The 25491-nt window shown below is 71.3% G+C and carries 28 protein-coding genes; 14 read left to right on the top strand and 14 right to left on the bottom strand.

Annotation, left to right across the window (positions count from 1 at the left end; genetic code table 11):
• Window positions 1-49: 49 nt before the first annotated feature.
• Window positions 50-1228: a thiolase family protein gene (locus ISO16_RS23940; RefSeq protein ID WP_029541919.1), complete on the bottom strand. Its 1179-nt coding sequence runs from the start codon at window positions 1226-1228 to the stop codon at window positions 50-52.
• Between the two features lie 147 nt (window positions 1229-1375).
• Between ISO16_RS23940 and ISO16_RS23935 the strand changes: the two genes are divergently transcribed.
• From ISO16_RS23935 to ISO16_RS23900, 8 genes are all read left to right on the top strand, one after another.
• The gene (locus ISO16_RS23935) at window positions 1376-2170 is read left to right on the top strand and encodes an enoyl-CoA hydratase-related protein (protein WP_006941059.1); all 795 of its coding nucleotides are present in this window, start codon (window positions 1376-1378) and stop codon (window positions 2168-2170) included.
• A 36-nt stretch (window positions 2171-2206) separates the two neighbouring features.
• The gene (locus tag ISO16_RS23930) at window positions 2207-2938 is read left to right on the top strand and encodes an SDR family NAD(P)-dependent oxidoreductase (protein ID WP_006941061.1); all 732 of its coding nucleotides are present in this window, start codon (window positions 2207-2209) and stop codon (window positions 2936-2938) included.
• 29 nt (window positions 2939-2967) lie between these two features.
• On the top strand, window positions 2968-4638 hold the full coding sequence (locus tag ISO16_RS23925; protein WP_043797759.1) for a class I adenylate-forming enzyme family protein: 1671 nt from the start codon (window positions 2968-2970) through the stop codon (window positions 4636-4638).
• Window positions 4635-5825, top strand: coding sequence for an acyl-CoA dehydrogenase family protein (locus ISO16_RS23920; RefSeq protein WP_043797761.1), 1191 nt, complete (start codon window positions 4635-4637; stop codon window positions 5823-5825). The genes ISO16_RS23925 and ISO16_RS23920 overlap by 4 nt, the downstream gene beginning before the upstream one ends.
• Window positions 5826-5838: 13 nt before the next feature.
• The gene (locus ISO16_RS23915; protein ID WP_072634537.1) at window positions 5839-6987 is read left to right on the top strand and encodes an acyl-CoA dehydrogenase family protein; all 1149 of its coding nucleotides are present in this window, start codon (window positions 5839-5841) and stop codon (window positions 6985-6987) included.
• A gap of 31 nt (window positions 6988-7018) precedes the next feature.
• Window positions 7019-7681 carry a TetR/AcrR family transcriptional regulator gene (locus ISO16_RS23910; protein WP_050034726.1) on the top strand — a complete coding sequence of 221 codons (663 nt, stop codon included), beginning with the start codon at window positions 7019-7021 and terminating at the stop codon, window positions 7679-7681.
• A 2-nt stretch (window positions 7682-7683) separates the two neighbouring features.
• Window positions 7684-8436 carry an enoyl-CoA hydratase/isomerase family protein gene (locus ISO16_RS23905; RefSeq protein WP_072634536.1) on the top strand — a complete coding sequence of 251 codons (753 nt, stop codon included), beginning with the start codon at window positions 7684-7686 and terminating at the stop codon, window positions 8434-8436.
• A gap of 110 nt (window positions 8437-8546) precedes the next feature.
• The gene (locus ISO16_RS23900) at window positions 8547-9209 is read left to right on the top strand and encodes a TetR/AcrR family transcriptional regulator (protein WP_006941079.1); all 663 of its coding nucleotides are present in this window, start codon (window positions 8547-8549) and stop codon (window positions 9207-9209) included.
• Here the strand turns inward: ISO16_RS23900 and ISO16_RS23895 are convergent.
• The 6 genes from ISO16_RS23895 to ISO16_RS23870 form a co-directional block, all read right to left on the bottom strand.
• Complete coding sequence (locus ISO16_RS23895) at window positions 9202-9870, bottom strand: ScbR family autoregulator-binding transcription factor (RefSeq protein ID WP_072634535.1); 669 nt, start codon at window positions 9868-9870, stop codon at window positions 9202-9204. The genes ISO16_RS23900 and ISO16_RS23895 overlap by 8 nt on opposite strands.
• Before the next feature lie 252 nt (window positions 9871-10122).
• Window positions 10123-10311, bottom strand: coding sequence for an antitoxin (locus ISO16_RS23890; RefSeq protein WP_006941081.1), 189 nt, complete (start codon window positions 10309-10311; stop codon window positions 10123-10125).
• 86 nt (window positions 10312-10397) lie between these two features.
• Window positions 10398-10643 carry an antitoxin gene (locus tag ISO16_RS23885; protein WP_006941082.1) on the bottom strand — a complete coding sequence of 82 codons (246 nt, stop codon included), beginning with the start codon at window positions 10641-10643 and terminating at the stop codon, window positions 10398-10400.
• Window positions 10644-10749: 106 nt separating this feature from the next.
• Window positions 10750-11034, bottom strand: coding sequence for an antitoxin (locus ISO16_RS23880; RefSeq protein ID WP_029541908.1), 285 nt, complete (start codon window positions 11032-11034; stop codon window positions 10750-10752).
• Window positions 11035-11157: 123 nt separating this feature from the next.
• Window positions 11158-13635 (bottom strand): HAD-IC family P-type ATPase, encoded by a 2478-nt coding sequence (locus ISO16_RS23875; RefSeq protein WP_072634534.1) that lies wholly within the window; start codon window positions 13633-13635, stop codon window positions 11158-11160.
• A 63-nt stretch (window positions 13636-13698) separates the two neighbouring features.
• Window positions 13699-14064 carry a YybH family protein gene (locus ISO16_RS23870; RefSeq protein WP_006941088.1) on the bottom strand — a complete coding sequence of 122 codons (366 nt, stop codon included), beginning with the start codon at window positions 14062-14064 and terminating at the stop codon, window positions 13699-13701.
• A 100-nt stretch (window positions 14065-14164) separates the two neighbouring features.
• Here ISO16_RS23870 and ISO16_RS23865 point away from each other — a divergent pair, with 100 nt between their 5' ends.
• Both ISO16_RS23865 and ISO16_RS23860 read left to right on the top strand, forming a co-directional pair.
• Complete coding sequence (locus tag ISO16_RS23865) at window positions 14165-15052, top strand: LysR family transcriptional regulator (protein WP_072634533.1); 888 nt, start codon at window positions 14165-14167, stop codon at window positions 15050-15052.
• Between the two features lie 87 nt (window positions 15053-15139).
• Entirely contained in the window at window positions 15140-15484 is a 345-nt protein-coding gene (locus ISO16_RS23860) for a hypothetical protein (RefSeq protein WP_006941091.1), read from the top strand.
• 6 nt (window positions 15485-15490) lie between these two features.
• Here the strand turns inward: ISO16_RS23860 and ISO16_RS23855 are convergent, their stop codons facing one another.
• The 5 genes from ISO16_RS23855 to ISO16_RS23835 all read right to left on the bottom strand — a co-directional run bounded on the left by ISO16_RS23855 (window position 15491) and on the right by ISO16_RS23835 (window position 19418).
• Window positions 15491-16255: a ZIP family metal transporter gene (locus ISO16_RS23855; RefSeq protein WP_006941093.1), complete on the bottom strand. Its 765-nt coding sequence runs from the start codon at window positions 16253-16255 to the stop codon at window positions 15491-15493.
• Between the two features lie 112 nt (window positions 16256-16367).
• Window positions 16368-17483: an MBL fold metallo-hydrolase gene (locus ISO16_RS23850; protein WP_006941094.1), complete on the bottom strand. Its 1116-nt coding sequence runs from the start codon at window positions 17481-17483 to the stop codon at window positions 16368-16370.
• A gap of 29 nt (window positions 17484-17512) precedes the next feature.
• Window positions 17513-18244: an enoyl-CoA hydratase gene (locus ISO16_RS23845; RefSeq protein WP_029541887.1), complete on the bottom strand. Its 732-nt coding sequence runs from the start codon at window positions 18242-18244 to the stop codon at window positions 17513-17515.
• A gap of 70 nt (window positions 18245-18314) precedes the next feature.
• Window positions 18315-18515: a hypothetical protein gene (locus ISO16_RS23840; RefSeq protein ID WP_050034723.1), complete on the bottom strand. Its 201-nt coding sequence runs from the start codon at window positions 18513-18515 to the stop codon at window positions 18315-18317.
• Window positions 18516-18530: 15 nt separating this feature from the next.
• A complete protein-coding gene (locus ISO16_RS23835; RefSeq protein WP_072634583.1) occupies window positions 18531-19418 on the bottom strand; it encodes an SPFH domain-containing protein in 888 nt (295 codons plus the stop codon).
• 206 nt (window positions 19419-19624) lie between these two features.
• On the opposite strand from ISO16_RS23835, the gene ISO16_RS23830 reads away from it, so the two are divergent.
• Together ISO16_RS23830 and ISO16_RS23825 are read left to right on the top strand one after the other, a co-directional pair.
• Window positions 19625-20725, top strand: coding sequence for an NAD(P)-binding domain-containing protein (locus ISO16_RS23830; protein WP_072634532.1), 1101 nt, complete (start codon window positions 19625-19627; stop codon window positions 20723-20725).
• Window positions 20722-21783 (top strand): S1C family serine protease, encoded by a 1062-nt coding sequence (locus tag ISO16_RS23825; RefSeq protein ID WP_083662409.1) that lies wholly within the window; start codon window positions 20722-20724, stop codon window positions 21781-21783. The genes ISO16_RS23830 and ISO16_RS23825 overlap by 4 nt, the downstream gene beginning before the upstream one ends.
• Before the next feature lie 109 nt (window positions 21784-21892).
• On the opposite strand, the gene ISO16_RS23820 is transcribed toward ISO16_RS23825, so the two are convergent.
• Window positions 21893-22399 (bottom strand): pyridoxamine 5'-phosphate oxidase family protein, encoded by a 507-nt coding sequence (locus tag ISO16_RS23820; protein ID WP_006936055.1) that lies wholly within the window; start codon window positions 22397-22399, stop codon window positions 21893-21895.
• A gap of 148 nt (window positions 22400-22547) precedes the next feature.
• A complete protein-coding gene (locus ISO16_RS23815) occupies window positions 22548-23372 on the bottom strand; it encodes an aldo/keto reductase (protein WP_072634531.1) in 825 nt (274 codons plus the stop codon).
• 86 nt (window positions 23373-23458) lie between these two features.
• Here ISO16_RS23815 and ISO16_RS23810 point away from each other — a divergent pair, with 86 nt between their 5' ends.
• Window positions 23459-25078: an ABC-F family ATP-binding cassette domain-containing protein gene (locus ISO16_RS23810; protein ID WP_195886176.1), complete on the top strand. Its 1620-nt coding sequence runs from the start codon at window positions 23459-23461 to the stop codon at window positions 25076-25078.
• A 13-nt stretch (window positions 25079-25091) separates the two neighbouring features.
• Entirely contained in the window at window positions 25092-25466 is a 375-nt protein-coding gene (locus ISO16_RS23805) for an RNA-binding S4 domain-containing protein (protein WP_006936062.1), read from the top strand.
• Window positions 25467-25491 lie beyond the last annotated feature (25 nt).

Genomic DNA, 25491 nt, shown 5'->3' with positions numbered 1-25491 from the left:
CGGCCCCGTACCGCACCGCCCGGCCGGATCGTCGAGATGATGTGGTCGCTCACAGCGCCTCCACCGCCAGCGACACGCCCTGGCCGACGCCGACGCACAGGGTGGCCAGGCCCCGCGCCGCGCCCTCGCGTTCCATGCGGCCGAGCAGGGTGACGAGGATGCGCGCCCCGGACGAGCCGAGCGGGTGACCGAGCGCGATGGCGCCGCCGTCCGCGTTGACGAGGTCCTCGTCCAGGCCGAGTTCGCGGATGACGCCGAGCGACTGGGCGGCGAAGGCCTCGTTGAGCTCGATCGCGCCGATGCCGTCGAGGGTCCAGCCGGTGCGGTCGAGCAGCTTGCGGGTGGCGGGGACCGGGCCGAGGCCCATGATGTGCGGGGCGAGCGCCGCCGAGGCGCTCCCGACGATCCGGGCGCGCGGCGTCAGCCCGTGCCGGCGCACCGCGTCGGCGCCGGCGAGCACCAGCGCGGACGCGCCGTCGGACAGCGACGACGACGAGCCGGCGGTGACGATGCCGCCGGCCCGGAACACCGGCTTCAGGCGGGCGAGTTTCTCCTCGTCGGTCCCGCGCCGCGGGCCCTCGTCCACGTCGACGACGCCGTCGCGTACCGGCACCGGGACGATCTCCTTCTCGAACCGGCCGGCGTCGATGGCGGCGAGGGCGCGCCGGTGGCTGCGGACCGCGAACGCGTCGCTCGCCTCCCGGGTGATGCCGTGCAGGGCCGCGACCTCCTCGGCCGTCTCGCCCATCGACAGGGTGGTCGTGTCGTCGAAGCGCGGGTTGGTGAACCGCCAGCCGATGGCGGTGTCGAAGACGGCGCCGGGCTTGGCCCAGGGTGTGCCGGGCTTGCTCATCACCCACGGCGCCCGGGTCATCGACTCGACCCCGCCGGCGACGACGACGTCGGCCTCCCCGGACCGGATGGCCTGGGCCCCGGAGGCGACAGCGGTGAGCCCGCTCGCGCACAGGCGGTTGACGGTGTACCCGGGGACGGTCTGCGGCAGGCCGGCGAGCAGCACCGCCATGCGGGCGACGTTGCGGTTGTCCTCGCCGGCCTGGTTGGTGGCGCCGAGGATCACCTCGTCGATCGCGTCGGCCGGGACGCCGCTGCGCGCGACGGCCTCGCCGACGACGAGTGCGGCCAGGTCGTCGGGCCGCACCGGGGCGAGCGCGCCGCCGTAGCGGCCCTGCGGTGTGCGGACTCCGTCGACGACGTAGACGTCGATCATCCGTAGATCTCCCTTCCGAAACCGGGGGCCGTGTGACCCTTGACACCCTCCGGTAGTGAATGTACGTTCATAGTCAGTGAAGCACAATTCATCACTCATGAACAGAACTTCAATTCCTGACCCGACCTGCGCTGACGAGGAGTCATCATGACCGTGTTCGAGGACATCACCTACGAGATCGACGGCCCCGCGGCGATCATCACGATCGACCGCCCGCACCGCTACAACGCGTTCCGCGGCAAGACCGTCGAGGAGCTCATCAAGGCGTTCCGCGCCGCGTGGGCCGACAGCCGGGTCTCGGCGATCATCCTCACCGGCGCCGGCGAGAAGGCGTTCTGCACCGGCGGCGACGTCAAGCAGCGCGCCGAGACCGGCGACTACGGCCCCACCGAGAGCGGCATGTTCGAGATCGGCTACCTGCACAAGCTGATTCGCGACATCCCGAAGCCGGTCATCGCCGCGGTCAACGGTGTCGCCGTCGGCGGCGGACACGTGCTGCACGTGCTGTGCGACCTCACGATCGCCTCGGAGAACGCCAAGTTCGGCCAGGCCGGCCCGAAGGTCGGATCGTTCGACGCCGGTTTCGGCTCGGCCTTCCTCGCCCGCGTGGTCGGCGAGAAGCGCGCCCGCGAGATCTGGTACCTGTGCCGCCAGTACGACGCCGCCACCGCCGAGCGCTGGGGCCTGGTCAACTGGGTCGTGCCGCAGGACAAGCTGCTCGACGAGGCCAAGGCGATCGCCGCCGAGATCGCCGAGAAGAGCCCCACCGCCATCAAGTTCCTCAAGCAGTCGTTCAACGCGGACACCGACCACCAGGCCGGCCTGAGCAACCTCGCGATGTCGGCGCTCGACCTGTTCGGCAAGTCCGACGAGGGCCTCGAGGGCGCCAACGCGTTCGCCGAGAAGCGGCCCGCCGACTTCGCCAAGTTCGTCAAGGCCTGATCCCTCCCCATTTCGGATTCCCCGAGAGGACCCCTCATGAGCAACATCGCACTGGTCACCGGCGCCGGCTCCGGCATCGGCAAGGCCATCGCACTGGCCTTCGCCGCACAGGGCGACCGCGTGGTCGCCGCCGACCTCGACCTCGCCGCCGCCGAGGCCACCGCCAAGGAGTACCCCGAGCTGATCACCGCCCTGCCGGTGGACATCGCCGACCGGGCCCAGGTCGACGAGCTGCGCGAGCGCACCCACGCCGAGGTCGGCGTGCCGAACGTGCTCGTCAACGCCGCCGGCTGGGACCGCACCGACCAGTTCCTCAACGCCACACCCGAATTCGCGCAGAAGGTCGTGGCGATCAACTACCTCGGCCCGGTGCACGTGTGCAGCGCCTTCCTGCCCGGCATCATCGAAGCCGGCAACGGCGGCCGCGTGATCAACCTCGCCTCCGACGCCGGCCGCGTCGGCAGCTCCGGCGAGTCGATCTACGCCGGGGCGAAGGGCGGCGTCATCGCGCTGACCAAGTCCCTCGCCCGCGAGATGGCGCGGCACGGCATCAACGTCAACTGCGTGTGCCCCGGCCCCACCGACACCCCGCTGTTCCAGGCGCAGGACGAGAAGCTCAAGGCCGCACTGATCAAGGCCATCCCATTCCGCCGGCTCGCCCGGCCCGACGAAGTCGCCGCCCCCGTGCTGTTCTTCGCGTCGGAGGCCGCGTCGTTCGTCACCGGTCAGGTGATCAGCGTCAGCGGCGGCCTCACGATGGCCGGCTGACCGCGGACACGCGAGGGAGGACGGACACCATGACCGCGTCGTACAACGCCCGGGCCTACCGGGAGTACTTCGAGAACGACTTCACGTACCTCAACGGATTCCGGCGCAACACCAAACGTTACGCACACCAGGTCGCCCTGAGCGACCCCGGCACCGGGCGGCAGTGGACCTACGCGCAGCTCGGGGAGCGCGTCGACCGGATCGCGACGGGCCTGGCGGACGCGGGGGTGCAGACCGGGGACGTCGTCGCCTACCAGCTGTTCAACGGCGTCGAATTCGCCGAGCTCTACCTCGCCACGCAGGCCGTCGGGGCGGTCGGATCGCCGGTGAACTTCCGCCTGGCGGCCGGCGAGACGGCGTTCGTCCTCGACAAGTGCACCCCTGCGGTATTCGTCTACGACACCGAACTCACCGATATGGTGCAGGAGGCGTTGCGGCTCGCAGCGCACACCCCGAGGGTGATCGTGGCCGTCGGCGACGGCGACACCGTCGAAGTCGACGGCGTCACGGTGATGCGGTACCGGTACCTGGCCGCCGACCGCATCGCGCTACCGCCGCTGCATCGCACGGTATGGGACGAGACCACCCGTCTCTACACCTCCGGCACGACGGGCATGCCGAAGGGCGTGCCGCTCAACAGCATGATCGAGATCTTCAGCGCCCACGACGTGATCATGCACTTCCCGCTCGGCCCCGACGACAAGACGCTCAACATGACCCCGTGGTTCCACCGCGGCGGCCTGCACGCGGGCGGGCCCAACCCGACGTTCTACGTCGGCGGTGAAGTGGTGCCGCTGCGGTCGTTCGACGCCGACCGGGTCCTCGACCTCGTCGCCGCGTACGGACTGACCTTCCTCATCGGCGCACCGACCAATCTCGCCATGCTCGCCGCCGCCCAGGAGGCGCGCCCGCGCGACCTGTCCAGCCTGCGCGGCATCGTCACGATGGGCGCGCCGCTCGAGAAGGAGGCGGCGCTGCGCTACCAGAAGGTGCTCAACCCCCGGATCTTCAACGGCTACGGCACCACCGAGGCCTTCTGGAACACCTTCCTGCGGCCGGCCGACCTGCCCGACCGCGCCGGCAGCGCCGGCCGGGCCTGCACCGACGACGAGGTCCGCGTCGTCCACGTCTACCCCGACCGGCTCGCCGACCCCGACGACGTCGTCGCCCACGACGGCCACGACGTCGGTGAGGTCATCGTCCGCTCCCCCAAGTGCGCCAACGCCTACTTCGACACCCCCGACCAGGAGAGGGCCAAGTTCCACCAGGGTTGGCTGCACATCGGCGACCTCGCCACCTGGGACGCCGACGAGTTCGTCACCATCGTCGGACGCAAGGACGACATGCTCATCTCCGGCGGTGAGAACGTCCACCCGGTGCAGGTGGAAGAGGCACTCAACGCCCATGCGCAGGTGCAGGACTCGCTCGTCGTCGGCGTCCCGGACGAGAAGTGGGGACGCATCGTCGTCGCCTACATCGTCGCCGAGGATCCCTCGCTGACGGTCGATCACCTCGACGCCCACTGCCGCTCCCACCCGATGCTCTCGTCGTTCAAGCGGCCGCGCGCCTACCGGTTCGTCGAGACCCTGCCCGTCTCCCCCACCGGCAAGAAGCTGCATTACAAGGCCACCGAAGCCGCCGCGGCCGAGTTCGCCGCCGGCCTCTTCTCCGCTCCCTCCGACTCGAGGATGACCCGATGAGCACCGCCACCACCCTCCCCAAGTTCGACGCCCTCGACCCGCTCGCCATCGACTCGCTCTACTCCGACGACGAGCTCGCCGTCCGCGACACCGTTCGCAAGTTCTGCGCCGAGCACGTCACTCCGCACATCGCGGAGTGGTTCGAGGCCGGCGACCTGCCCGGCGTGCGCGACCTCGCCCGCGAATTCGGCAAGCTCGGCCTCCTCGGTATGCACCTCGAGGGCTACGGGTGCGGTGGCTCGTCCGCCGTGCACTACGGCCTCGCCTGCCTCGAGTTGGAAGCCGCCGACTCCGGCATCCGCTCCCTGGTCTCGGTGCAGGGCTCGCTCGCGATGTTCTCGATCTGGAACAACGGTTCCGAGGAGCAGAAGCAGCGCTGGCTGCCGGGCATGGCGGCGGGCGAGATCATCGGCTGCTTCGGCCTGACCGAACCCGACGTCGGCTCCGACCCGGGGGCGATGAAGACCCGCGCCCGCCGGGACGGGTCCGACTGGGTTCTCGACGGTCGCAAGATGTGGATCACCAACGGCTCCATCGCCGACGTCGCCGTGGTCTGGGCGAACACCGACGAGGGCGTCCGTGGCTTCGTCGTGCCCACCGACACACCCGGTTTCAGCGCCCACACCATCAAGCACAAGCTGTCGCTGCGCGCCTCGGTCACCGGCGAACTCGTCCTGGACAACGTGCGCCTGCCCGCCGATGCGCTGCTGCCCGAGGCCAAGGGCGTCAAGGCGCCGCTGCAGAGCCTGTCCGAGGCGCGGTACGGCATCATCTGGGGCGCGATGGGCGCCGCGCGCTCGGCGTGGGAGGCCGCCCGCGACTACTCGATGCAGCGCACCCAGTTCGGCCGCCCCATCGGCGGATTCCAGCTCACCCAGGCCAAGCTCGCCGACATGGCCGTCGAACTGCACAAGGGCCAGTTGCTGTCGCTGCACCTCGGCCGGCTCAAGGACAGCGTCGGGCTGCGGCCCGAGCAGGTGAGCTTCGGCAAGCTCAACAACACCCGCGAGGCCATCGAGATCTGCCGCACCGCGCGAACCATTCTCGGCGGCAACGGCATCTCCCTCGAGTACCCCGTCATCCGGCACATGGTCAACCTCGAATCCGTGCTCACCTACGAGGGCACCCCCGAGATGCACCAGCTGGTGCTCGGCCAGGCCTTCACCGGCGAAAACGCCTTCCGCTGACAGGAATCCCACCATGAACGCACGATTGATCCACGACTCCGAGCACCTGCAGTTCCGCGAGGTCGTCCGTGACTTCGTCCGGGACAAGATCACCCCGGTGCACGAGGACTGGGAACGGGCGAGCTGCCTCGACCGGTCCCTGTTCACCGAGGCCGGCAAGCTGGGCCTGCTCGGCTTCCCGGTCCCGGAGGAGTACGGCGGTCCCGGCGTCGACGACTTCCGCTACAACGCCATCCTGATCGAGGAGGTCAACCGGGCGGGCAACGCGGCCGCCGGGATCGCGTTCTCGCTGCAGAACGACGTCGTGCTGCCGTACCTGACCGACATGACCACCGACGAGCAGAAGGCCCGCTGGCTGCCCGGCGCCGTCACCGGCGAGACCGTCCTCGGCATCGCGATGACCGAACCCGGCACCGGCAGCGACCTGACCGGCATCCGCACCTCGGCGGTGCGCGACGGCGACCACTACGTGGTCAACGGCGCCAAGACGTTCATCTCCAACGGGCAGAACGGCGACCTGTTCGTCGTCGCCACCCGCACCTCCGACGACCCGCACAAGGGCCTGACCCTGCTCGTCGTCGAGGCCGACACCGCCGGCTTCTCCCGCGGGCGCAATCTGGAGAAGATCGGCCTGCACGCGCAGGACACCAGCGAGCTGGCCTTCACGGACATGCGGGTCCCGGTCGCGAATCGGCTCGGCGAGGAGGGACAGGGCTTCTACCAGCTCGTGCACAACCTGCCGCAGGAACGGTTGTCGCTCGCGATCGGCGCGGTCGCCGCGGCGGAGGGCGTGTTCGCCGAGACCCTCACCTACGTCAGGGAGCGCAAGGCCTTCGGCAAGCCGGTCTCGAGCTTCCAGAACACCCAGTTCGTGCTGGCCGAACTGGCCACCGAGCTGGATCTGGCCCGCACGTTCCTCGACGACTGCATCGCCGAGCACGTTGCCGGCGAGCTCACCGCCGCCCGCGCGGCGCGGCTGAAGTGGTGGGCCACCGAACTGCAGGTGCGGATCGCGGACCGGTGCCTGCAGTTGCACGGCGGCTACGGGTACATGCGCGAGTACGCGGTGGCACGCGCGTTCGTCGACGCCCGCATCCAGACCATCTACGGCGGCACCACCGAGATCATGAAGACGATCGTCGCCAAGGATCTCGGGATCTGAGCGGCCGTCCCGAGCGACGAGGAGGACGCCCATGTCGGCCGATCCGAGCGAGCTGCCGATCGACGAGGCCGTGCGCGCGGTCCGTGCGAACTCCCGGCGCAGGCAGATCCTGATCGCTGCCGCGAAGGTGATGCAGCGCACAGGGTTCCATCAGATGTCCATGCAGGCGCTGGCCGACGAGGCGAACGTCAGCGTGGGCCTGCTCTACAAGTACTTCGGCAACAAGGAGGAGATCCTCCTCGCCACCATCACCGCCATCCTGGACGCGTTCCGGGATCAGCTCGAGCCCGCGATGGCGGCGGCCGGCACGGACCCCGTGGAGCGCCTGGCCGCGGGGATCGGCCGGTTCGTCGAGATCGTCGACGAGAACCTCGACGCCGTGGCCCTGACCTACCGCGAGAGCCGCACGCTCGACCCGGCCGGGCGGGAGATGCTCAAGCGGCTCGAGATCGCCACCTCCGCCCCGCTGCGTGCGGTGCTGACCGACGGCATCGACGCCGGCATCATGAACCCGGTCGACGTCGACCTGATGGTCTTCGACCTGGTGCTGCTCGCCCACGGCTGGGCGCTCAAGCACTGGCATTTCGGCCGGCTCTACAGCCTCGACGACTACATCCGGCTGCAGACCCGGTTCGTGCTCAACACCGTTCTGCCACAAGAACACCGAACCCGCTACCGACACCTGCTGGAGTAACCGTGAGCGTCGTCACCACACGCGAAGACCGCGTCGGGATCATCACCCTCGACCGTCCCCCCGCCAACGCCTTCGACGAGGCGCAGGCGGAGGCCCTGGCCGAGGCGGTCACGACGCTGGGCGAGGACCCCGCCGTACGGGCCGTCCTGATCCGCAGTGCCCGGCGGATCTTCTGCGGAGGCGCGGACATCGCGATGATGGAGTCCTGGAGCACGAAGCCCGATCGGGGTGCACGCCTGCGCCGCTTCACCGCACGGCTCCAGGACGTGTTCGCCCGCATCGAGGTGCTGCCGAAGCCCTCGGTGGCCGCCCTCGCCGGTGCCGCCACGGGAGGCGGCCTCGAACTGGCCCTCGCGTGCGACTTCCGCGTCGCGGGCGCCTCGGTGAAGCTCGGGCTTCCCGAGGTGGGAATCGGGCTCCTTCCCGGCGCGGGGGGCACACAACGGCTCACCCGGCTGGCCGGTCCGTCGGTGGCGCACCGGCTCGTGCTCGGCGCCGAACTGGTCACCGGCCGTGCGGCCGAACGGCTCGGAATCGTGCAGTGGGCCACCGACGCCGACGTCGAGACCGAGGCCCGAGCCTTGGCCGATCGACTCGCGCAGCTGCCGCCGGCCGCCTACGCGGCCGCCAAACGCTGCATCGTCGCAGCTCGGGGCGATGAGGGGTTCGCCCGAGAGCTCGACGAGATCAGCCGGCTGATCGAGACGCCGGACACCGTCCGCTTGCTGGAAGGATTCGTCGCGCGCGCCCGGTAGCCCGGCGTGCGGGCCGTCGCGGGATGTCCGCCGCCCGGGGCTGCGCCGGACGACCCGCCCGGATCACTCGGTACTGTGGATCCGACCCAGCGGCGACGAGGAGCACCACCATGACCACCGACCACGACGCGCTACCCGTGGACGAGGCCGTGCGAGCCGTGCGCACCAGCTCCCGCCGCAAACAGGTGCTCGACGCCGCGGTGACGGTCATGCAGCGGACCGGGTTCCACCAGATGTCCATGCAGGCGCTGGCCGACGAGGCCGGGGTGAGCGTGGGGCTGATCTACAAGTACTTCGGCGGCAAGGAGGACGTCCTCCTCGCGACCATCCTCGCGATCCTCGACGCCTTCCGCGACCAGCTCGAACCGGCCATGGACGCCGTCGGCGACGACCCCGTCGAGCGGCTCGCCGCCGGGATGCGCCGCTACATCGAGATCGTGGACGAGAACCTCCACGCCACGGTGCTCACCTACCGGGAGAGCCGCACCCTCGACGACGCCGGACGCGCCCGGATCAAGGAACTCGAGGTGGAGTCCTCGGCGCCGCTGCGCGCCGCGCTCGACGCGGGGATCGAGGCGGGCGTGATGAACCCGGTCGACGTCGACCTGATGGTCTTCGACATCATGCTGCTGGCGCACGGCTGGGCGCTCAAGCACTGGCACTTCGGGGCCATCTACACGCTCGACGAGTACATCCGGCTCCAGACCCGCTTCGTGCTGAACACGCTCCTCCCGGCCGAGCGCCGCGACGACTACGCGCAGTTGCTCACGTAGCCGACACGGGAAGCAGGTCGCCGCCGAGAGGTAGCGACCAGCGCGCCCCGCGCACCGTCTCGATCGCGTCGTGGCGGGAGGTCGGCATGATGCCGGGCAGCAGCAGCGTCCACATCTGGTCGATCCGCTCCTCGAGGTCGACGCGCCCGGCGAGGACGTCGGACAGGAGCTGCACGCCCGTGAACGCGGAGATCACGAAGTGCGCCAGCATCGACGGATCGAGGTGGGCATCCAGGTCGCCTTCCTCGACGGCACGACGGCCGAACGCCTCGCAGGCCGTGATCCAGTCCAGGTACGGCCCGGCGGGCTTGTCGAGACTGCCGAGTTCGAGGGTGAGCCGGATCCCGGCGCGCACGACGGGGTCCTCGATCATCTGCCGGCCGATGCCGTGGCACAGCATCACGATCTGTTCGAGGGTCGACGCCTCGGTGCCGGCGATCGCATCGACGAGCGCGATCGAGCGGCGGTGCTGCTCGGCGACGATGGCGCCGGCGAGGTCGATCTTCGACGCGAAATGGAAGTACACCGCCCCCTTGGACAGTCCCGTGTCGCGGAGAATGTCGGCGAAGCTGGCGCCGTGGAACCCTCGTTCGTCGAACATCGCGGCGGCGGCGTGCACGATCTGCTGCCGGGTCACTGCGGCGCGGGCTTGCTTGGCCACTCACTCACCTTTCTCGCGAGGCGGATTCCGACGAGACACCTCGGCCCGAGGCATCCGACGTACATCCCCTCGACAACCCCCGACCGACACACCGCCGACTCCCCCTGGGCGGCCCGCCGGGATCTGCGTCGATCCCGGCGGAAGGCACCAGCCACCTTAACAAGACCGATCGACCGTTCAACGAAGGGTGGACGGCACCGGCGTGCCCGCCCCGCTCCCCCTCGGCAGCACGGGCCGATCGGCGGCCCCGGCCTATCCGGCGCCGAGGGCCTTCTTCGCCGCGTCCTGCGCCTTGTCGACCTGCTCGGCGTACTTTCCGCCGGTCTTGCGGTCCGCGAGATCACCGGCCTTCTCGATCGCCTCGTCGACCTTGTCGGGGTTCTGCGCCGCGAACTCCTTGCCCTTGTCGACCAGCCCCTTGACCGAATCCATGAAACCCACGTCGCGTCCTTTCGTCCGAATGATCGAGCGGGCCAAGCCTGCCACAGCAGGTCGCGACCGGACGTGGGGCCGGGTCCGACGCCGCGCTATCGGGGGTCGGGTCCGGGAGCCGGGCCGGGTCCGGCAGCCGGACCCGGTCCGCGACCTTCGGTGCCGAGGGTCTTCTTCACCGCTTCCTGCGCCTTGCCGACGTGCCGGGAGTACTTTCGGGGCCCCTTCGTCCGGGCGAGATCGCCGGCCTTGTCGATGGCGTTGTTCACCGTGTCCGGGTTCTTCCGGGCATAGTCCTTGCCCTTGTCGACCAGGCCCTTGAGCGAATCCATGAATCGCATCGGGTCCATCCCTTCTCTGTGCAATGGTCGGATCGTCACCAGCGTGCCACCGGTGGACGCAGAGCGGGAGATCCCTGTCGGGACCTCCCGCCGAAGACCTGCACTGCTACGGGCTGCGCGGGCCCGGCTGCGCCTGCGGGCCGGGATCGGACTCCGGGCCGGGCCGTCCCGCGGGACCCGGAGTCGCACCGGGAACGGGATGGTCCGCGGTACCGAGGTGCTTCTTCGCGGCGTCCTGCACCTTGTCCACGTGCTGGGCGTACTTGCCGCCCGTCCGGGCATCGGCGGCGTCGCCTGCCTTGTCGACGAACCCGCCGGCCTTGTCGGGGTTCTTCTCCGCGTACGCCCTGCCCTTGTCGACCAGGCCCTTGATCGAATCCTTCAAACCCATCTGCCGCTCCTTCCGTTCGAGGGATCGATGCCTCAGCGTGCCACCGCGGGCCGGTTCCCAAACCTGCCGCGGCGGCGCAGTGTCCCCGTCCCCGGCCGGGCCGGGGCAGTGCCCTCGTCCCCGTCAGTGCACGCCCGGCAACAGGTCCTCACTGGCGGCGAACAGCCGGCGGTGCTCACCGTGGACTCGCCCGGTCACCCACCACGAGACCTCCACGAGGACCACGCCGATCGCCCCGCACGTGAACGCCGTGACCATTGCGCCGACGTTGGAGATGTCGAGGGCGAAGAACTCGCGGGCGAAGGGGAAGGCGAACAGGACCAGGTACCCGAGCACCGAACCGGCCAGCAGCACCAGTTTCCACATCACGTACGGCCGCGCCACCACGGCGAGCACCCACAGCGCGATCATGATCAAGGTGATCAGCGCCGCGGTGCCGGCCTGCATCTTCTGCGCCTCGGTCTGCTCGGGTCCGGCGTACACCAGGATGTAGCAGACGTACGTGCTGATCCCGATGATCACCCCCGACGGGATCGCCAGGCGCATCACCCGCGACACGAAGCCGGAGCGGGCCCGCTCGTTATTGGGGGCGAGCGACAGGATGAACGCGGGGACTCCGATGGTGAACCACGCCGCGATCGTCACGTGCCGCGGCAGGAACGGATACGGCATCGGCTCGTAGCCGAACACCTGGGACAACGCGCCCGAGAGCCCCACGAGGAACGCCAGCAGTACGGAGTACACGGTCTTGGTGAGGAACAGGTTCGAGACCCGCTCGATGTTGCCGATCACCCGCCGGCCCTCGGCGACGACGTAGGGCAGGGTGGCGAACTTGTTGTCCAGCAACACGATCTGCGCGACCGCACGGGTAGCCGGGCTGCCGGAGCCCATCGCGACCCCGATGTCGGCGTCCTTGAGCGCCAGCACGTCGTTGACCCCGTCGCCGGTCATGGCGACGGTGTGCCCGCGCGACTGGAGGGCTCCGACCATCGCCCGTTTCTGGTCGGGCCGCACGCGACCGAAGGTGGTGGCCGAGTCGAGGGTGTCGGCGAGCCGGTCGCGGTCCTCCGGCAGGGTGCGGGCATCGACGGGGTGATCGGCGTGCGGCAGGCCGAGCGACGTCGCGACCGCGCCGACCGACACGGCGTTGTCGCCGGAGATGACCTTGACCTCGACCTGCTGGCTCGCGAAGTACTCGAGGGTCGGCTTGGCGTCGGGCCGGACCCGCTGCTCGAGCACGACGAGGGCCTGCGCGGTGACCGTGCCGGGGGCGTGCGGGTCGTCGACGGGACGGTCGCACCGGCCGAGCAGCAGCACCCGCAGCCCCTGCGCCCCGAGCGCCTCGGCGCGCCGGGCCGCCTCCGAGCCGGGATCGAGCAGCACGTCCGGTGCGCCGAGCACCCAGTCGCCGTGGTCGCCGTACGACTGGCCGCTCCACTTCTTCGCCGACGAGAACGGGGCGACGGCGGTGGCCTCTCCCCAGCCGGGGTCGTCCGGCATCGCCTCGCGGACGGCGAGGACGCTGGCGTTGGGACGCGGGTCGTCGGCGGCCATCGCCGCGAGCGCGGCACGGGCGGCCGTCTCGTCGCTGCCGTCGACGCATACGACGTCCGCCAGGCGCATGCCGTTCTCGGTGAGCGTGCCGGTCTTGTCGGCGCAGACCACGTCGACGCGGGCGAGGCCCTCGATGGCCGGCAGTTCCTGCACGAGGCACTGCCGGCGACCGAGACGGATCACGCCCACCGCGAACGCGATCGACGTCATCAGCACCAGGCCCTCGGGGACCATCGGAACGAGCGCGGCGACCATGCCGCTGAGTGCCGGGCCGAGCGCCTCGCCGCTCGAGAACAGCTGGTTGTAGATGATGAGCAGGCCCGCCGGGATCATCAGGTAGGTGATGAATTTCAGGATCTTGTCGATGCCGGCGCGCAGTTCCGAGTGCACGAGCGTGAACTTGCTGGCTTCCTCGGCGAGCCGGGCTGCGTACGCGTCACGGCCGACCTTCGTGGCCCGGTAGGCGCCGCTGCCCGCCGCGACGAAGCTGCCCGAGAGGACGTGTGCGCCGAGCTCCTTGTGCACGGGATCGGCCTCACCGGTGAGCAGCGACTCGTCGAGTTCGAGCCCCTCGGCCTCGACGACGAACCCGTCCACCACCGCCTGGTCGCCGGGGCCGAGTTCGATGATGTCGTCGAGCACCACCTCGCGCGGCGGGAGCTCGGCCACCACTCCGTCCCGGCGCACGAGAGGCTTGGCCTGGCTGACGATCGCGAGCCTGTCGAGGGTCCACTTCGCGCGGATCTCCTGCACGATGCCGACGGCGCTGTTGAGGATGATCAGCAGGCCGAACATGCCGTCGATGATCGAGCCGGTGGCCAGGACGATGGCCAGCAGGACGGCCAGGATCGCGTTGATGCGGGTGAAGACGTTGGCGCGGACGATCTCGCCGACCGACCGCGACGCCCGGTCCGGCACGTCGTTGGTGGCGCCCCGGGCCACGCGTTCGGCGACCTGCTCGGTGGTCAGGCCCAGCTCGATGTGCCGCGCGTCGGTCGGGGGCGCGGCCGCCTGGTCGGCGACGGCGGTGGGCTCCTCTGCTGCCATGGGAATCAGGCTAAGCCACCCGCTGCGCTCCGCCGCCGTGCCGTGACGCGCCTCGCGCCGGGCTCAGCTGTCCGGGCGGACGAACTCGGGCTGGTCGAGCACGCGCAGCCAGCTGCCGTCAGGCTGGCGGCGGGCCACCTGGGCCCGGGCGCCGGCGCCGTCCTTCGGCGGGGTGGCGGTCAGCGCGAGGTCGCCGCTGATCAGTGTCGGCAGCGGCGGCTCGGGTTCGAAGTGGGGCGCGTGTTCCAGCACCTGCTCCCACAAGCGGCGGATGGCCTCGCGGCCCACCGTGCGACCGCCCGGCGGGTAGGCCATCACGGCGTCCTCCTCGTACAGTGCGGCGACACCCGCCGCGTCGCCGGCGTTGGAGCGCTCGACGAACAGGCGGGTGAGATCCTCTGGCTGCCAAGCCTTCTCTGCGTCGGACACGGTCATCCTCTCCAGGAACGGAAGCGGGACACCACCAGCCTCCGACCCGCAGAGTCAGAAGTCCAACAGATTGTTCTGATCGGAACTAGAATCCGGGGTTATGGAACTGCGGCAGCTCGAGTACTTCGTCGCGGTGGCCGAGGAGGCGAACTTCACCCGGGCCGCCCACCGCGTCCACATCAGCCAGTCCGGGATCAGCGCCCAGGTCCGCCGGCTCGAGCACGACCTCGGCGCCGCCCTGTTCGACCGCTCCACCCGCACCGCCACCCTGACCACGGCCGGGGAGGCGGCCCTGCCGCACGCCCGGGCCGCGCTGGCGTCCGCCGCGGCCGCCCGGCAGGCGGTCGAGGAGGTGACGGCACTGATCCGCGGACAGCTGGTGGTCGGCATGGTCACCGCCTGCACCGTCACCGGGTTGTTCGACGCACTCGCCGCGTTCCACCGCGCGCACCCGGGGGTCGAGATCAACCTCGTCGAGGACGCCTCCGACCGGCTCGTCGAGCGGGTCCGCTGCGCCACCGTGGACCTCGCCCTCGTCGGCTCCGCCGGCAGCCCGCCCCCGGGCCTCGAGGCGCTCACCCTCGTCAGCGAACCGATCGTCGCGGCCGTGCCGCCCGGTCACCCGCTGACCGGACGCGCCCGCCTCACGCTCGCGGACGTGTGCGCGCACCCCGTCGTGTCCATGCCCGAGGGCACCGGGATCCGGACCGTGTTCGACCGGGCGTGTGCCGCCGCCGGCCTGCGTCCCGACATCGCCCTGCAGGCCAGTTCCCCGGACACCGTCGCCGACCTCGCCCTCCGCGGGCTGGGCGTGGCGATCCTCAGCCGCTCGATGACCGCGCACTTCGAGGGCCGGTTGTGCGGGCTCACCCTGGACGACGCCACCGCGCCCGCGGTGCTGTCGCTGATCTGGTCCGATACGGACGCTCCGGCCCTGCGCGAACTCGTCCGGCACAGCCGTCGCGCCTTCGCCGTCGCAGGGACCTAGGACACTTCCCCGGCGGCGGACGGCGGCCGAGAATGGGCACGGGCCGGCGAACCGGCCGGAGTCGAATCCACGACGACAGGGGCGGACATGAATCTCGAGGACCTGATGGCCAAGGCACGCGACACGGTCACGGTCAAGCGCGTGTACTCGGAGCCGGTCGAGAAGGACGGCCTGACGGTCATCACCGCGGCCGTGGTCTCCGGCGGTGCCGGCGGAGGCGGAGGGTACTCGCCCGACGGGGAGAACGGCGAGGGCGGCGGCTTCGGCGTCGGGGCTCGCCCGGTGGGCGCGTACGTCATCAGCGGCGGCAAGCTGTCGTGGCAGCCGGCGGTGGACGTCAACCGCCTGGTGCGTACCGTCGCGAGTGTGGCGATCGCCTTCCTCGTCACGCGGGCGCTCGTCGAACGCAAGCGTGCCGCTACGACGCGCTGACACCGCTCACAGCGTCGCGAGGACGAACGACAGCACGAATCCCGCGGCGGTGCTCAGCGCGACCGTGGGACCGCCCTTCTCGTAGGCCTCCGGCATGAGCGTGTCGGCCAGCGACGCCAGCACCGCGCCCGCCGCGAACGCCAACGGCAGGGAGATCGTCTCCGGCGGGGTCACCGCGAGCGGCCCGGCCCCGACGACGACGGCGACGGTCAGCAGCGTGGCGCACGCGACCCACATCCCGAGGATGTACCCCCGGGACCGGCCCTGAGCGCGCATGGAGGCGCTGCCGACGAGCGACTCCGGGAAGTTGGACACGAAGATCGCGACCAGCAGGGCGAGGCCGCCGGTGCCCTCCCCCAGGGACACACCGAGCGCCACGTTCTCGGGCACCCCGTCGAGCGTGACCGCCGCCAGCAGCGCCAGCCCGGCCGCCCCGCTCACCGAGGACGACGACGGCGCGGTTTCCTCGGCGGCCGCGTCGACGTCGAGTTTCTCGCTGCCGTGGTCCTTCTCCCGCCGGCCCTCGGCCACCCGGTCCAGCCACGCGCTGAGCACGGTGAACACGAGCGCGCCGACGACGAGTCCGATCGCCGCGCGCCAGATGCCGCCCTTCTCGTACGAATCCTCGAACAACTCGAACGACAGGGCGGTGATGAGCGCGCCGGCGGCGAACGCCAGCATCGCCGCGAGAACGCGTTTGGGGATCTCCACCCATCCGCCCACCAGGGCACCGAGCACCAGCGCGCTCGAGGCGATGATCCCGAAGAGCAACGATTCGACGATGGCCCCGCCCTCCCTCCGACGCTCCCCGACGGACGGCGGGATACCCGCTGCGGCGGCCCGGAAACCCCCTACCGGCCCGGAAACCCCTACCGGCCCGGGGTCAGCCGAGCGGAACCCACCACGGATCCTGCGAGCCCGGCCGCAGTGCGTCGACCCGCTGCCCCGGCATCGGCACGGCCGTGGGCACCCCCTCCTCCCGAGCGGCCGGCAGGAGCCGCGCGATCGGCTCCGACCACGCGTGGAACGCCAGGTTGAAGGTGCCCCAGTGCACGGGGACGAGCAGGCCGGGGTGGTCGCCGCCCCCGAGATCGAGGTGGGTGCGCACCGCCTCCTCCGGGTTCATGTGCACGTCGGGCCACCGCGGGTCGTAGGCGCCCACCGGCAGCAACGTCAGATCGAACGGGCCGTAGCGGTCCCCGATGCCGGCGAACCGGGGCGTGTAGCCGCTGTCGCCGCCGAAGAACGCGGTTCGCGTCGGCCCCGCGATCACCCACGACGACCACAGTGTGATGTTGCGGATCAGGCCGCGTCCGGAGAAGTGCCGCGCCTCGGTGCACGTGACGGTGAGCGCGCCCACCTCGGTGTGCTGGTCCCAGTCCAGCTCGACGATCCGGTCGGCCGGGATCCGCCACCGGCGCAGGTGCGCGCCCACGCCGAGCGGCACCAGGAACCGGGCCTCGCGCTGCGTGGCCGCGAGCGCCTCCACGGTCTCGCGGTCCAGGTGGTCGTAGTGGTCGTGGGAAATCACGACGGCGTCGATCGGCGGCAGTTCCGCCAGTTCGACCGGCGACGGGTGCAACCGGGCCGGGCCCACGGCCGGCGACGGCGAGACCCGCTCGCTCCACACCGGGTCGGCGAGGATCCGGTGGCCGTCGATCTCGAGGAGGACGCTCGAGTGCCCGTACCAGGTGACCGCCAGTTCCGCGGCCTGCACCGGCGCGAGCTGCGGCGCGAGCGGCACCGCGTCGCGCGGCGTGCCGGAAGACCGTCGGGTGAGCATGTCCTTGACGAGGCTGCCGCCGGCCTCGGGTAGCACCGTGCTGCTCGGCTCCGAGTTGTGGAACCGGCCGTTCCGATACCGGGGTGAGCCGGCGGCGTACGGGCGGATGTCCGCCGGGGTCGCGCCGATCGAGCCGGGGACGCCGCGGGCGGCGCGCGCCACCCACAGCAAGCCGGCGCCGGCGAGGGCGGACGAGGCGGTCTGCTTGACGCTCACCCCACCACTGTAGAGGGGCGCGGGCGCGCTCAGCGGCCGCGGAAGACCGGCTCCCGGCGTTCCGCGCGGGCGAGCCGGGCCTCCTGGACGTCCTCGCTGAGCCACGCCGCGGCCAGCGCGGCCGTCTGCTCAGGCGACGGCTCGTCGCGGGTGCCGTCGTCGTTGAGGAACAGCTTCATCGCGTGCAGCGACAGCGGTGCGAGCTTGGCGATCTCGTGTGCCCAGGACTGCGCGGCGACGAGGTCGCCGATCCGGTTGGCCAGGCCGCGGTCCACGGCCTCGTGGGCGTCGACCGGCTCGGCGGCGAGCAGCACGGCCCGCGACGGGCCGCCGCCGAGCAGGGAGGCCAGCCGTCGTACCGTCCACCGGTCCACCGAGATACCAAGGCGCGCCGCGGGAATCGCAAAGCGAGCACCCGGCGCGACGACCCGCAGGTCCGCGGCGAGAGCGAGCTGGGTGCCCGCGCCGATGGCGGGGCCGTTGATCGCGGCGATCACCGGCACGGGCGCCTCCTGGATGGCACGCAGCATCTCGCCCAGGCTGTCGAGGAATCCCTCCGCGTAGACGTCCCCCGACAGGTCGGCGCCGGCGCAGAAGCTCGAGCCCCGGCCGGTGATCACGACCGCACGCGCACCCCCGTCGAGCGCCTCCTCGAGTCCCTCCCGGACCTGGACGCACAGCTCGGTGTTGAGCGCGTTGCGGCGCTCCTCGCGCCGCAGTTCGAGCGTGACCACGTCGCCGTCGCGGCTGATCCCCATCATGTGTGCTTCACCTTTCGTCGCCGGCACGCATCATCGCACCCGCCGCGCACGGGCGCGACGTCGCTCCGCGTCAGCCCTCGTCCGCGCGCGGCCGGCCGGGCTTGCGGATGCGCCCGGCGTCGCGCGGCATGCGTCCCGCCTCGCTCAGCGCGCGCCGGAGCAGGAACTCGATCTGCGCGTTGGTGCTGCGCAACTCGTCGGCGGCCCACCGCGCGAGCGCGTCGTGGACCGCCGGGTCGAGCCGGAGCAGGAGCTTCTTGCGTTCCGCCATGGCGTCGACGAGCCCTCAGGCGTAGAGCGATCCGGTGTTGAGCACCGGTTGCGCGCTCTGGTCACCACATAGGACCACGAGCAGATTGCTCACCATCGCGGCCCTGCGCTCCTCGTCGAGTTCGATGGTGTGCTCCTTCTCGAGCTGTTCGAGGGCGGTTCCGACCATGCCGACCGCGCCCCTGACGATCTGCTCGCGCGCGGCGATGACGGCACCCGCCTGCTGGCGGCGCAGCATGGCCTGCGCGATCTCGGGCGCGTACGCGAGCCGGTTGATCCGGGATTCGACGACCCGCACGCCGGCGGATCCGACCCGCTCGTCGACTTCCGCGGAGAGCCTCGAGGTGATCTCGTCGGCGTTCTGCCGCAGCGACAACGTCTCCGGGCCCGCGTCGTACGGGTAGCTGCCGGCGATGTGGCGGACGGCCGCCTCGGTCTGCACGGCGACGAACTCCTCGAAGTCGTCGACGTCGAACACGGCCCGGGCGGTGTCCTCGACCTGCCACACGATGACGGCAGAGATCTCGATGGGGTTGCCGTCGGCGTCGTTGACCTTGGCGATCCCGGTCTCGTGGTTGCGGATGCGGGTGGAGATCTTGCGCCGGGTGTTGAGCGGGTTCATCCAGCGCAGCCCGTCCTGCCGGAGGGTGCCCGAGTACGAGCTGCCGAGCAACTGCAGCACGCGGGCCTCGTTGGGTTCGACGAGGACCAGGCCGGCGAGCGCCACGATGGCGGGGACGAACAGCACCGCGCCGGCCACGACGAGTGCGACGTTGTGGTTCACCACGCCGAACACGGCGAGCGCCGCTGCCACGACGTCCACGGCGAGCGCGATCGCGAGGACGGACCAGCCGCTCGCGGATCGTCCGGGCCGTTCGATGGTTACGGAGGGGGTGGCGGACATGGCGGTGACTCCCTTCCCGGTCATTGCAATGCGATATTAAAGTGATATCACATTTTTGGTCGTGCGGGAAAGCCCGTGAGTCCCTCCGACGGTGGTCGCGCCGGCCCCGATCGTGCCGACGGCACGGCCCCGATCGTGCCGACGGCACGGCGGCGACGGGGACGCCGGTGCATCATGGGTGCGGACCCACGGAAGGGAGGGCGGTGATGACGACGGACGCACCGGCGACCCCCGTCGACGTCGTGGTGATCGGCGCGGGCCAGGCCGGGCTGTCCACCGCCTACTTCCTGCAGCGGTTCGGCGTCGAACCGGAGTCCGGGTTCGTCGTGCTGGACCGGTCGTTCGGCCCCGGCGGCGCCTGGCAGGAGCGGTGGCCGTCGTTGACGCTGAGCACCGTCAACGGAGTACACGACCTGCCGGGGTGGCCGTTCTCCGAAGCGGTCGACACCACCGCCGGGCAGGTGCCGGCGGCCGCCGCGGTTCCCGAGTACTACCGCGCCTACGAGGCCCGCTTCCACCTGCCGGTGCACCGCCCCGTCCAGGTCGGCGTGGTGTGCGACCGCGGCGAGCGACTGCGCGTGGAGACCGACCGCGGCGTGTATTCCGCCCGCGGACTGGCCAACGCCACCGGCACGTGGGAACACCCCTTCGTGCCCTGGTACCCGGGCGCTACCCGCTTCCGCGGACGCCAGCTGCACACCCGGGACTACCGCAGCGCCGACGAGTTCACCGGCCGCCACGTCCTCGTCGTCGGCGGCGGCATCTCGGCGGTGCAGCTGCTCGACGAGATCTCCCGCGTCACCGAAACCACCTGGGTGACCCGCCGCGAACCCGCCTGGCGCGACGAGGATTTCACCCCGGAACTCGGCCGGGCCGCCGTCGCGCTGGTCGAGGACCGGGTACGGCGGGGCCTGCCGCCCGGGTCGGTGGTGTCGGTGACCGGACTGCCGGTCACGCCCGCTATCCGTGCGGCCCGCGAACGCGGCGCACTCGACCGCCTCCCGATGTTCGACGAGATCACCGAAACCGGCGTCCGGTGGCCCGACGGCACCACGCTCGATGTCGATGTCATCCTGTGGTGCACCGGTTTCCGCAGTTCCCTCGACCATCTCGCGCCCCTCGGCCTGCGCAATCCCGGCGGCGGCATCACCATGACGGGGAAGCTGGCGACGCAGGTCGCCGCGGACCCGCGGGTCCACCTCGTCGGGTACGGGCCGTCGGCGTCGACCATCGGCGCGAACCGCGCCGGTCGCGCCGCCGCCCGCGAACTCGTCGACCATCTCGCGGCCACCGCGCCGGGGCCGTGATCCGCCGCATCGGCGCCGTCCTGGCGATGGTGTCCGCCGGACTGGTGCTCACCGCGCCGGCGACGGTCGAGATCGTCGTGCTGCCGCCGCCACCCCCGGCACCCGCCCCGCCCGTCGTGCCTACCACCGAGGAGGTGGCGGCACGGATCACGCCGGCCGTCGTCACCCTCTCCGCCAACCGCGGCTGGCGCGGCATCTCGGGCACCGGCATCGTCCTCACCGCCGACGGCACGGTGCTCACGAACCACCACGTCGTCACCGGCGCCACCGACATCAGCGCGGTCAGCGCCCACACGGGTGCGAGTTACGACGTCGCGGTGCTCGGCTACGACACCACCCTCGACATCGCCGTACTGCAACTCGGCTCCGCCGCCGGCCTGCCGGTCGCGGCCGTCACCGAGAGCCCCCTTCCGCAACCGGGAGCGCCGGTGACCGCCTTCGGCAACGCGGACGGCGGCGGGGTCGTCGTGCCTGCGCCCGGCACGGTCGTCGCCGTCGACAAGACGGTGTCGGTGCGCGATTCGATGGACGGATCCCTGCGCCGGCTCAGCGGAATGCTGCAGGTCGACGCGGCGATCCGGCCCGGGGACTCCGGGGGTCCGCTCGTCGACGCGTTCGGCACCGTCGTGGGGGTGAACACCGCCGGGGCCCTGGAACCGGATCCGGCCGTCGTCCCCGACCCACCCGAGGCGTACGCGGTGCCCATCGGGATCGCCCTCGACGTGGTGGACCAGGTCCGTACCGGCACGAGCGCCGGGACGGTGCACGTCGGTCCGACCCCGCTGCTCGGCGTGAGCGTCACCACCGGCCGGACCGGCGGCCAGGAGACCGGCGCCGAAGTGCTGTGGGTCGGCTACGGCACCCCGGCCGCCGGCACCGACCTCGAGATCGGCGACGTCATCGTCGCGTTCGACCGGCGCCCGGTCTCGTCCACGGCGGACCTCGAGGAAATGCTGATGGCGCGACGGCCGGGCGACAGCGTAGAGATCGGCTGGCTCGACGCCGCCGGGCAGCGACGCACCGCCACGCTCACGCTGGACGCCGGCCCGCCCCGCTGACAGGCGACCGGCGCGATGCTCGCGCGGTTGTGTGGCCGAATGTGACATGCGTTCGATCGGATCGAAGCAATGTGACATCCGGCCGGGAACGGGCCGTCGGCACGGGCGGTCAGGCGAACCGGTGCGTGGTCTGCCCGAACGGCCCCTTGGCGAAGACGAGCACCTTGCTCGGCTCGACGCGGAAGACCCAGCCCGGGTCGTCCACCGGCCCGACGGCGTCGCCGTGGACCTCGAACCGCCACTGCTGGCCGTACTTGACGTAGTACGCCTCGGCGACGTCGCGCAGCGCGTCGCCGTCAGTGACGCGCCGGGCCCGCCCCTCGACCACGACGTCCGTGCCGGCCGCCCACGTCGCGACGCCCGTGGTGACAGCCACCGCATCGTTGTGCCGGAGGTTGTGCGTCTTCTGCTCGCCCGGGCCCGTGCAGAAGACGAATCCGCCCGCGTGCCACAGTCCGATCAGCGGTGTCACATGCGGTACGCCGTCGCGCCGGACCGTGCTGAGCCAGTACAGCTGCGCGGACTCGAGAAGCTCCTCCGTGTCGGTCCACGGCAGGGGCGGCTCCCCTTCGTCCCCGAAGCGGGCATCGACGGTGGTGGTGACAGGTGTGCTCACGACGACTCCTCTCCCGGCTCCGGCCGGAGCCCGTATCGATACGGACCGGTCGGACCGGGAGAACTCATCGCCCGCGCGGGCCGAATGTCACACTGCGTCGATCAGATCGAACGCGTGTCACATTCGGCCACCGCCCCGGCCCCGCGGATCAGGAGAACGTGGCGGGATCGCCGCCGATGCGGCCGCCGTCATCGTGCAGCCCGCGGATGCGGTCGAGGTCGTCCGCGGTCAGCTCGAAACCGAAGACGTCGACGTTGCTCGCGATGCGCTCGGGCGTGACGGACTTCGGGATGACGATGGTGCCGAGCTGGATGTGCCAGCGCAGGATCACCTGCGCGACGGTGCGGCCGTGCGCCTGCGCGATCGACGTCAGCGTCGGGTCCTCGAGCACGGTGCCCTGGCCGAGGGGGCTCCAGGCCTCGGTGGCGATGCCCTTGCCGGTGTGATACGCCCGCAGCTCGGCCTGGTTGAACCGCGGATGCAGCTCGATCTGGTTGACGGCCGGGACCTCGCCGACGGCGTCGATCAGCCGGTCGAGATCCTCGATCCGGAAGTTGGAGACGCCGATCGAGCGGGCGCGGCCCTCCGCCTTGATCTTCTGGAAGGCGCGGAAGGTGTCGATGTAGCGGTCCTGGGCCGGCGCCGGCCAGTGGATCAGGTACAGGTCGACGTAGTCGAGGCCGAGCCTGCCCAGGCTCGTGTCGAAGGCGCGCAGCGCCGAGTCGTAGCCCTGGTCGCTGTTCCACAGCTTGGTGGTGACGAACAGCTCGTCGCGGGGGACGCCCGAGTCGCGCAGCGCGCGGCCGGTGCCGGCCTCGTTGCCGTAGAGGGCCGCGGTGTCGATGCTGCGGTAGCCCACCCGCAGCGCCTCGGTCACCGCGTCGTAGCTCTGCTCGTCCTCGACCTGCCACAGGCCGAAGCCGAGCTGCGGAATCGTGTTGCCGTCGTTGAGGGTGATCGTGGGAACGGTCATGATCGGCCCAACCCCTTCCGGCCGCCCGGTGTTCCCCGCATCCCACCATCCGGAAACCCCGCGACGCGCGTGGGGATAATCGAGAGGTGACTGCAACACTGCGCATCAGCGGCCTGTCCGCCTCCCGGGGCGAACGCACCCTGTTCACCGACCTGAGCCTGACCGTCGCGCCCGGCGACGTGATCGGCCTGGTCGGCGCCAACGGCGCAGGCAAGTCCACCCTGCTCACGACGCTCGCCGGGGTCGGCACCGCCGACGTCACCGGCACGGTCGTCCTCAGCCCGCCCGACGCCACCGTCGGGTATCTCGCCCAGGAACCCGAGCGCGTCCCGGGCGAGACGATCCTCGGCTTCCTCGGCCGACGGACCGGTGTCACCGACGCCGAGCACGCGATGAACGCCGCGGCCGAGGCGCTGGGGACCACCGACGTCGACGACTACACCCCCGCCCTGGAACGGTGGCTCGCGCTCGGCGGCGCGGATCTCGCCGAACGCGCCGAGAAGGTCGTCGCCGACCTGGGCCTCGAGGTCGGGCTGGACGCGCCCATGACGGGGCTCTCCGGGGGACAGGCGGCGCGGGCCGGGCTGGCGGCCCTGCTGCTGTCCCGGTACGACGTGCTGCTGCTCGACGAACCCACGAACGACCTCGATCTGGCCGGCCTCGATCAGCTCGAGCGATTCGTCGCCGAGACCCGCACCGCGCTGATGGTGATCAGCCACGACCGCGAGTTCCTGGCCCGCACGGTCACCGGGATCGTCGAACTGGATCTGACGCAGCAACAGATCGCGGTGTACGACGGCGGTTACGAGGCGTACCTCGTCGAACGCGAGGTGGCTCGGCGGCACGCCCGCGAGACCTACGAGGAGTACGCGGACACCAAGCAGGAGCTCGAGGATCGCGCCCGGATGCAGCGCAACTGGCTCGAGCACGGGGTCCGCAACGCCCGCCGCAAGTCCAAGGACAACGACAAGCTCGGCAAGAAGTTCCGCGCCGAGGCCACCGAGAAGCAGGCGGCGAAGGCGCGGCAGACGCAGCGCCGCATCGAGCGGCTCGACGTCGTCGAGGAGCCGCGCAAGGAGTGGGAGCTGCGCATGTCGATCGCGGCGGCGCCGCGCAGCGGTGCGGTGGTGGCCACCCTGAACGGCGCACGCGTCGACCGCGGCGACTTCGTGCTCGGCCCCGTCACGACGCAGGTGCAGTGGGGCGACCGGATCGTCGTCACCGGCCCGAACGGCGCCGGGAAGACGACGCTGCTGCGGCTGCTGCTGGGCCGGATCCGGCCCGACACCGGCACCGCGGCCCTCGGGTCGGGCGTGAAGATCGGCGAGATCGACCAGGCACGTGCCCTGTTCGAGGGCGACGAGCCGCTCGTGGACGCCTTCGCCGCGCAGGTGCCGGATTGGCCGGACGCGGAGGTGCGGACGCTGCTCGCCAAGTTCGGGCTCAGGGGCCACCACGTGCTGCGGTCCGCGTCGTCGCTGTCACCGGGCGAACGCACCCGGGCCGGACTGGCCCTGCTGCAGGCCCGCGGGGTGAACCTGCTGGTGCTCGACGAACCGACGAACCACCTGGACCTGCCCGCGATCGAGCAGCTCGAGCAGGCCGTCGACAGCTTCGAGGGCACGCTGCTGCTGGTCACCCACGATCGCCGGATGCTCGCCAACACCCGTTCGACCCGCCGGTGGCACCTCGACGGGGGCGGCTGACGGAGGAGCCGGCATGACGGCCGGCAGCGTCCGGGTGGACAGCTGGACCTGGGCGGTGCGCCTGTTCAAGACGCGGTCCGCCGCCGCGGCCGCGTGCCGCGGCGGGCACGTGCGGGTCAACGACGCCCCCGCGAAGCCGTCGCAGCCCGTGAAGGTCGGCGACGAGGTGCGGGTGCGCGTGGCCGGGGCGGAACGGATCGTGCGGGTGACGCAGCTGCTGGCCAAGCGGGTGGGGGCGCCGGTCGCCGCCCAGGCGTACGAGGACCACAGTCCCCCTCCCCCACCCAAGGAGATCCTCGCCTCGATTCCTCGCCGCGACCGCGGCACGGGCCGGCCCACCAAGCGGGACCGGCGCGAGCTCGACCGGCTCCGCGGGCTGCTCGAGTAGGACTCCCGCGGGTCTTTCGGCGGCG

The sequence above is a fragment of the Rhodococcus sp. M8 genome (assembly GCF_015654185.1).
In the GTDB taxonomy this organism is placed as follows: domain Bacteria; phylum Actinomycetota; class Actinomycetes; order Mycobacteriales; family Mycobacteriaceae; genus Rhodococcus; species Rhodococcus aetherivorans.
Note: the sequence above shows the minus strand (reverse complement) of the source record. Positions and strands in the feature narration are given on the sequence as shown.

Bases quoted from the DNA above. Each gene is read 5' to 3' on its own strand.
- ISO16_RS23940 (WP_029541919.1), bottom strand. From the start codon at position 1,228: ATGATCGACGTCTACGTCGTCGACGGAGTCCGCACACCGCAGGGCCGC.
- ISO16_RS23935 (WP_006941059.1), top strand. From the start codon at position 1,376: ATGACCGTGTTCGAGGACATCACCTACGAGATCGACGGCCCCGCGGCG.
- ISO16_RS23930 (WP_006941061.1), top strand. From the start codon at position 2,207: ATGAGCAACATCGCACTGGTCACCGGCGCCGGCTCCGGCATCGGCAAG.
- ISO16_RS23925 (WP_043797759.1), top strand. From the start codon at position 2,968: ATGACCGCGTCGTACAACGCCCGGGCCTACCGGGAGTACTTCGAGAAC.
- ISO16_RS23920 (WP_043797761.1), top strand. From the start codon at position 4,635: ATGAGCACCGCCACCACCCTCCCCAAGTTCGACGCCCTCGACCCGCTC.
- ISO16_RS23915 (WP_072634537.1), top strand. From the start codon at position 5,839: ATGAACGCACGATTGATCCACGACTCCGAGCACCTGCAGTTCCGCGAG.
- ISO16_RS23910 (WP_050034726.1), top strand. From the start codon at position 7,019: ATGTCGGCCGATCCGAGCGAGCTGCCGATCGACGAGGCCGTGCGCGCG.
- ISO16_RS23900 (WP_006941079.1), top strand. From the start codon at position 8,547: ATGACCACCGACCACGACGCGCTACCCGTGGACGAGGCCGTGCGAGCC.
- ISO16_RS23885 (WP_006941082.1), bottom strand. From the start codon at position 10,643: ATGCGATTCATGGATTCGCTCAAGGGCCTGGTCGACAAGGGCAAGGAC.
- ISO16_RS23880 (WP_029541908.1), bottom strand. From the start codon at position 11,034: ATGGGTTTGAAGGATTCGATCAAGGGCCTGGTCGACAAGGGCAGGGCG.
- ISO16_RS23875 (WP_072634534.1), bottom strand. From the start codon at position 13,635: ATGGCAGCAGAGGAGCCCACCGCCGTCGCCGACCAGGCGGCCGCGCCC.
- ISO16_RS23865 (WP_072634533.1), top strand. From the start codon at position 14,165: ATGGAACTGCGGCAGCTCGAGTACTTCGTCGCGGTGGCCGAGGAGGCG.
- ISO16_RS23860 (WP_006941091.1), top strand. From the start codon at position 15,140: ATGAATCTCGAGGACCTGATGGCCAAGGCACGCGACACGGTCACGGTC.
- ISO16_RS23845 (WP_029541887.1), bottom strand. From the start codon at position 18,244: ATGATGGGGATCAGCCGCGACGGCGACGTGGTCACGCTCGAACTGCGG.
- ISO16_RS23840 (WP_050034723.1), bottom strand. From the start codon at position 18,515: ATGGCGGAACGCAAGAAGCTCCTGCTCCGGCTCGACCCGGCGGTCCAC.
- ISO16_RS23835 (WP_072634583.1), bottom strand. From the start codon at position 19,418: ATGTCCGCCACCCCCTCCGTAACCATCGAACGGCCCGGACGATCCGCG.
- ISO16_RS23830 (WP_072634532.1), top strand. From the start codon at position 19,625: ATGACGACGGACGCACCGGCGACCCCCGTCGACGTCGTGGTGATCGGC.
- ISO16_RS23815 (WP_072634531.1), bottom strand. From the start codon at position 23,372: ATGACCGTTCCCACGATCACCCTCAACGACGGCAACACGATTCCGCAG.
- ISO16_RS23805 (WP_006936062.1), top strand. From the start codon at position 25,092: ATGACGGCCGGCAGCGTCCGGGTGGACAGCTGGACCTGGGCGGTGCGC.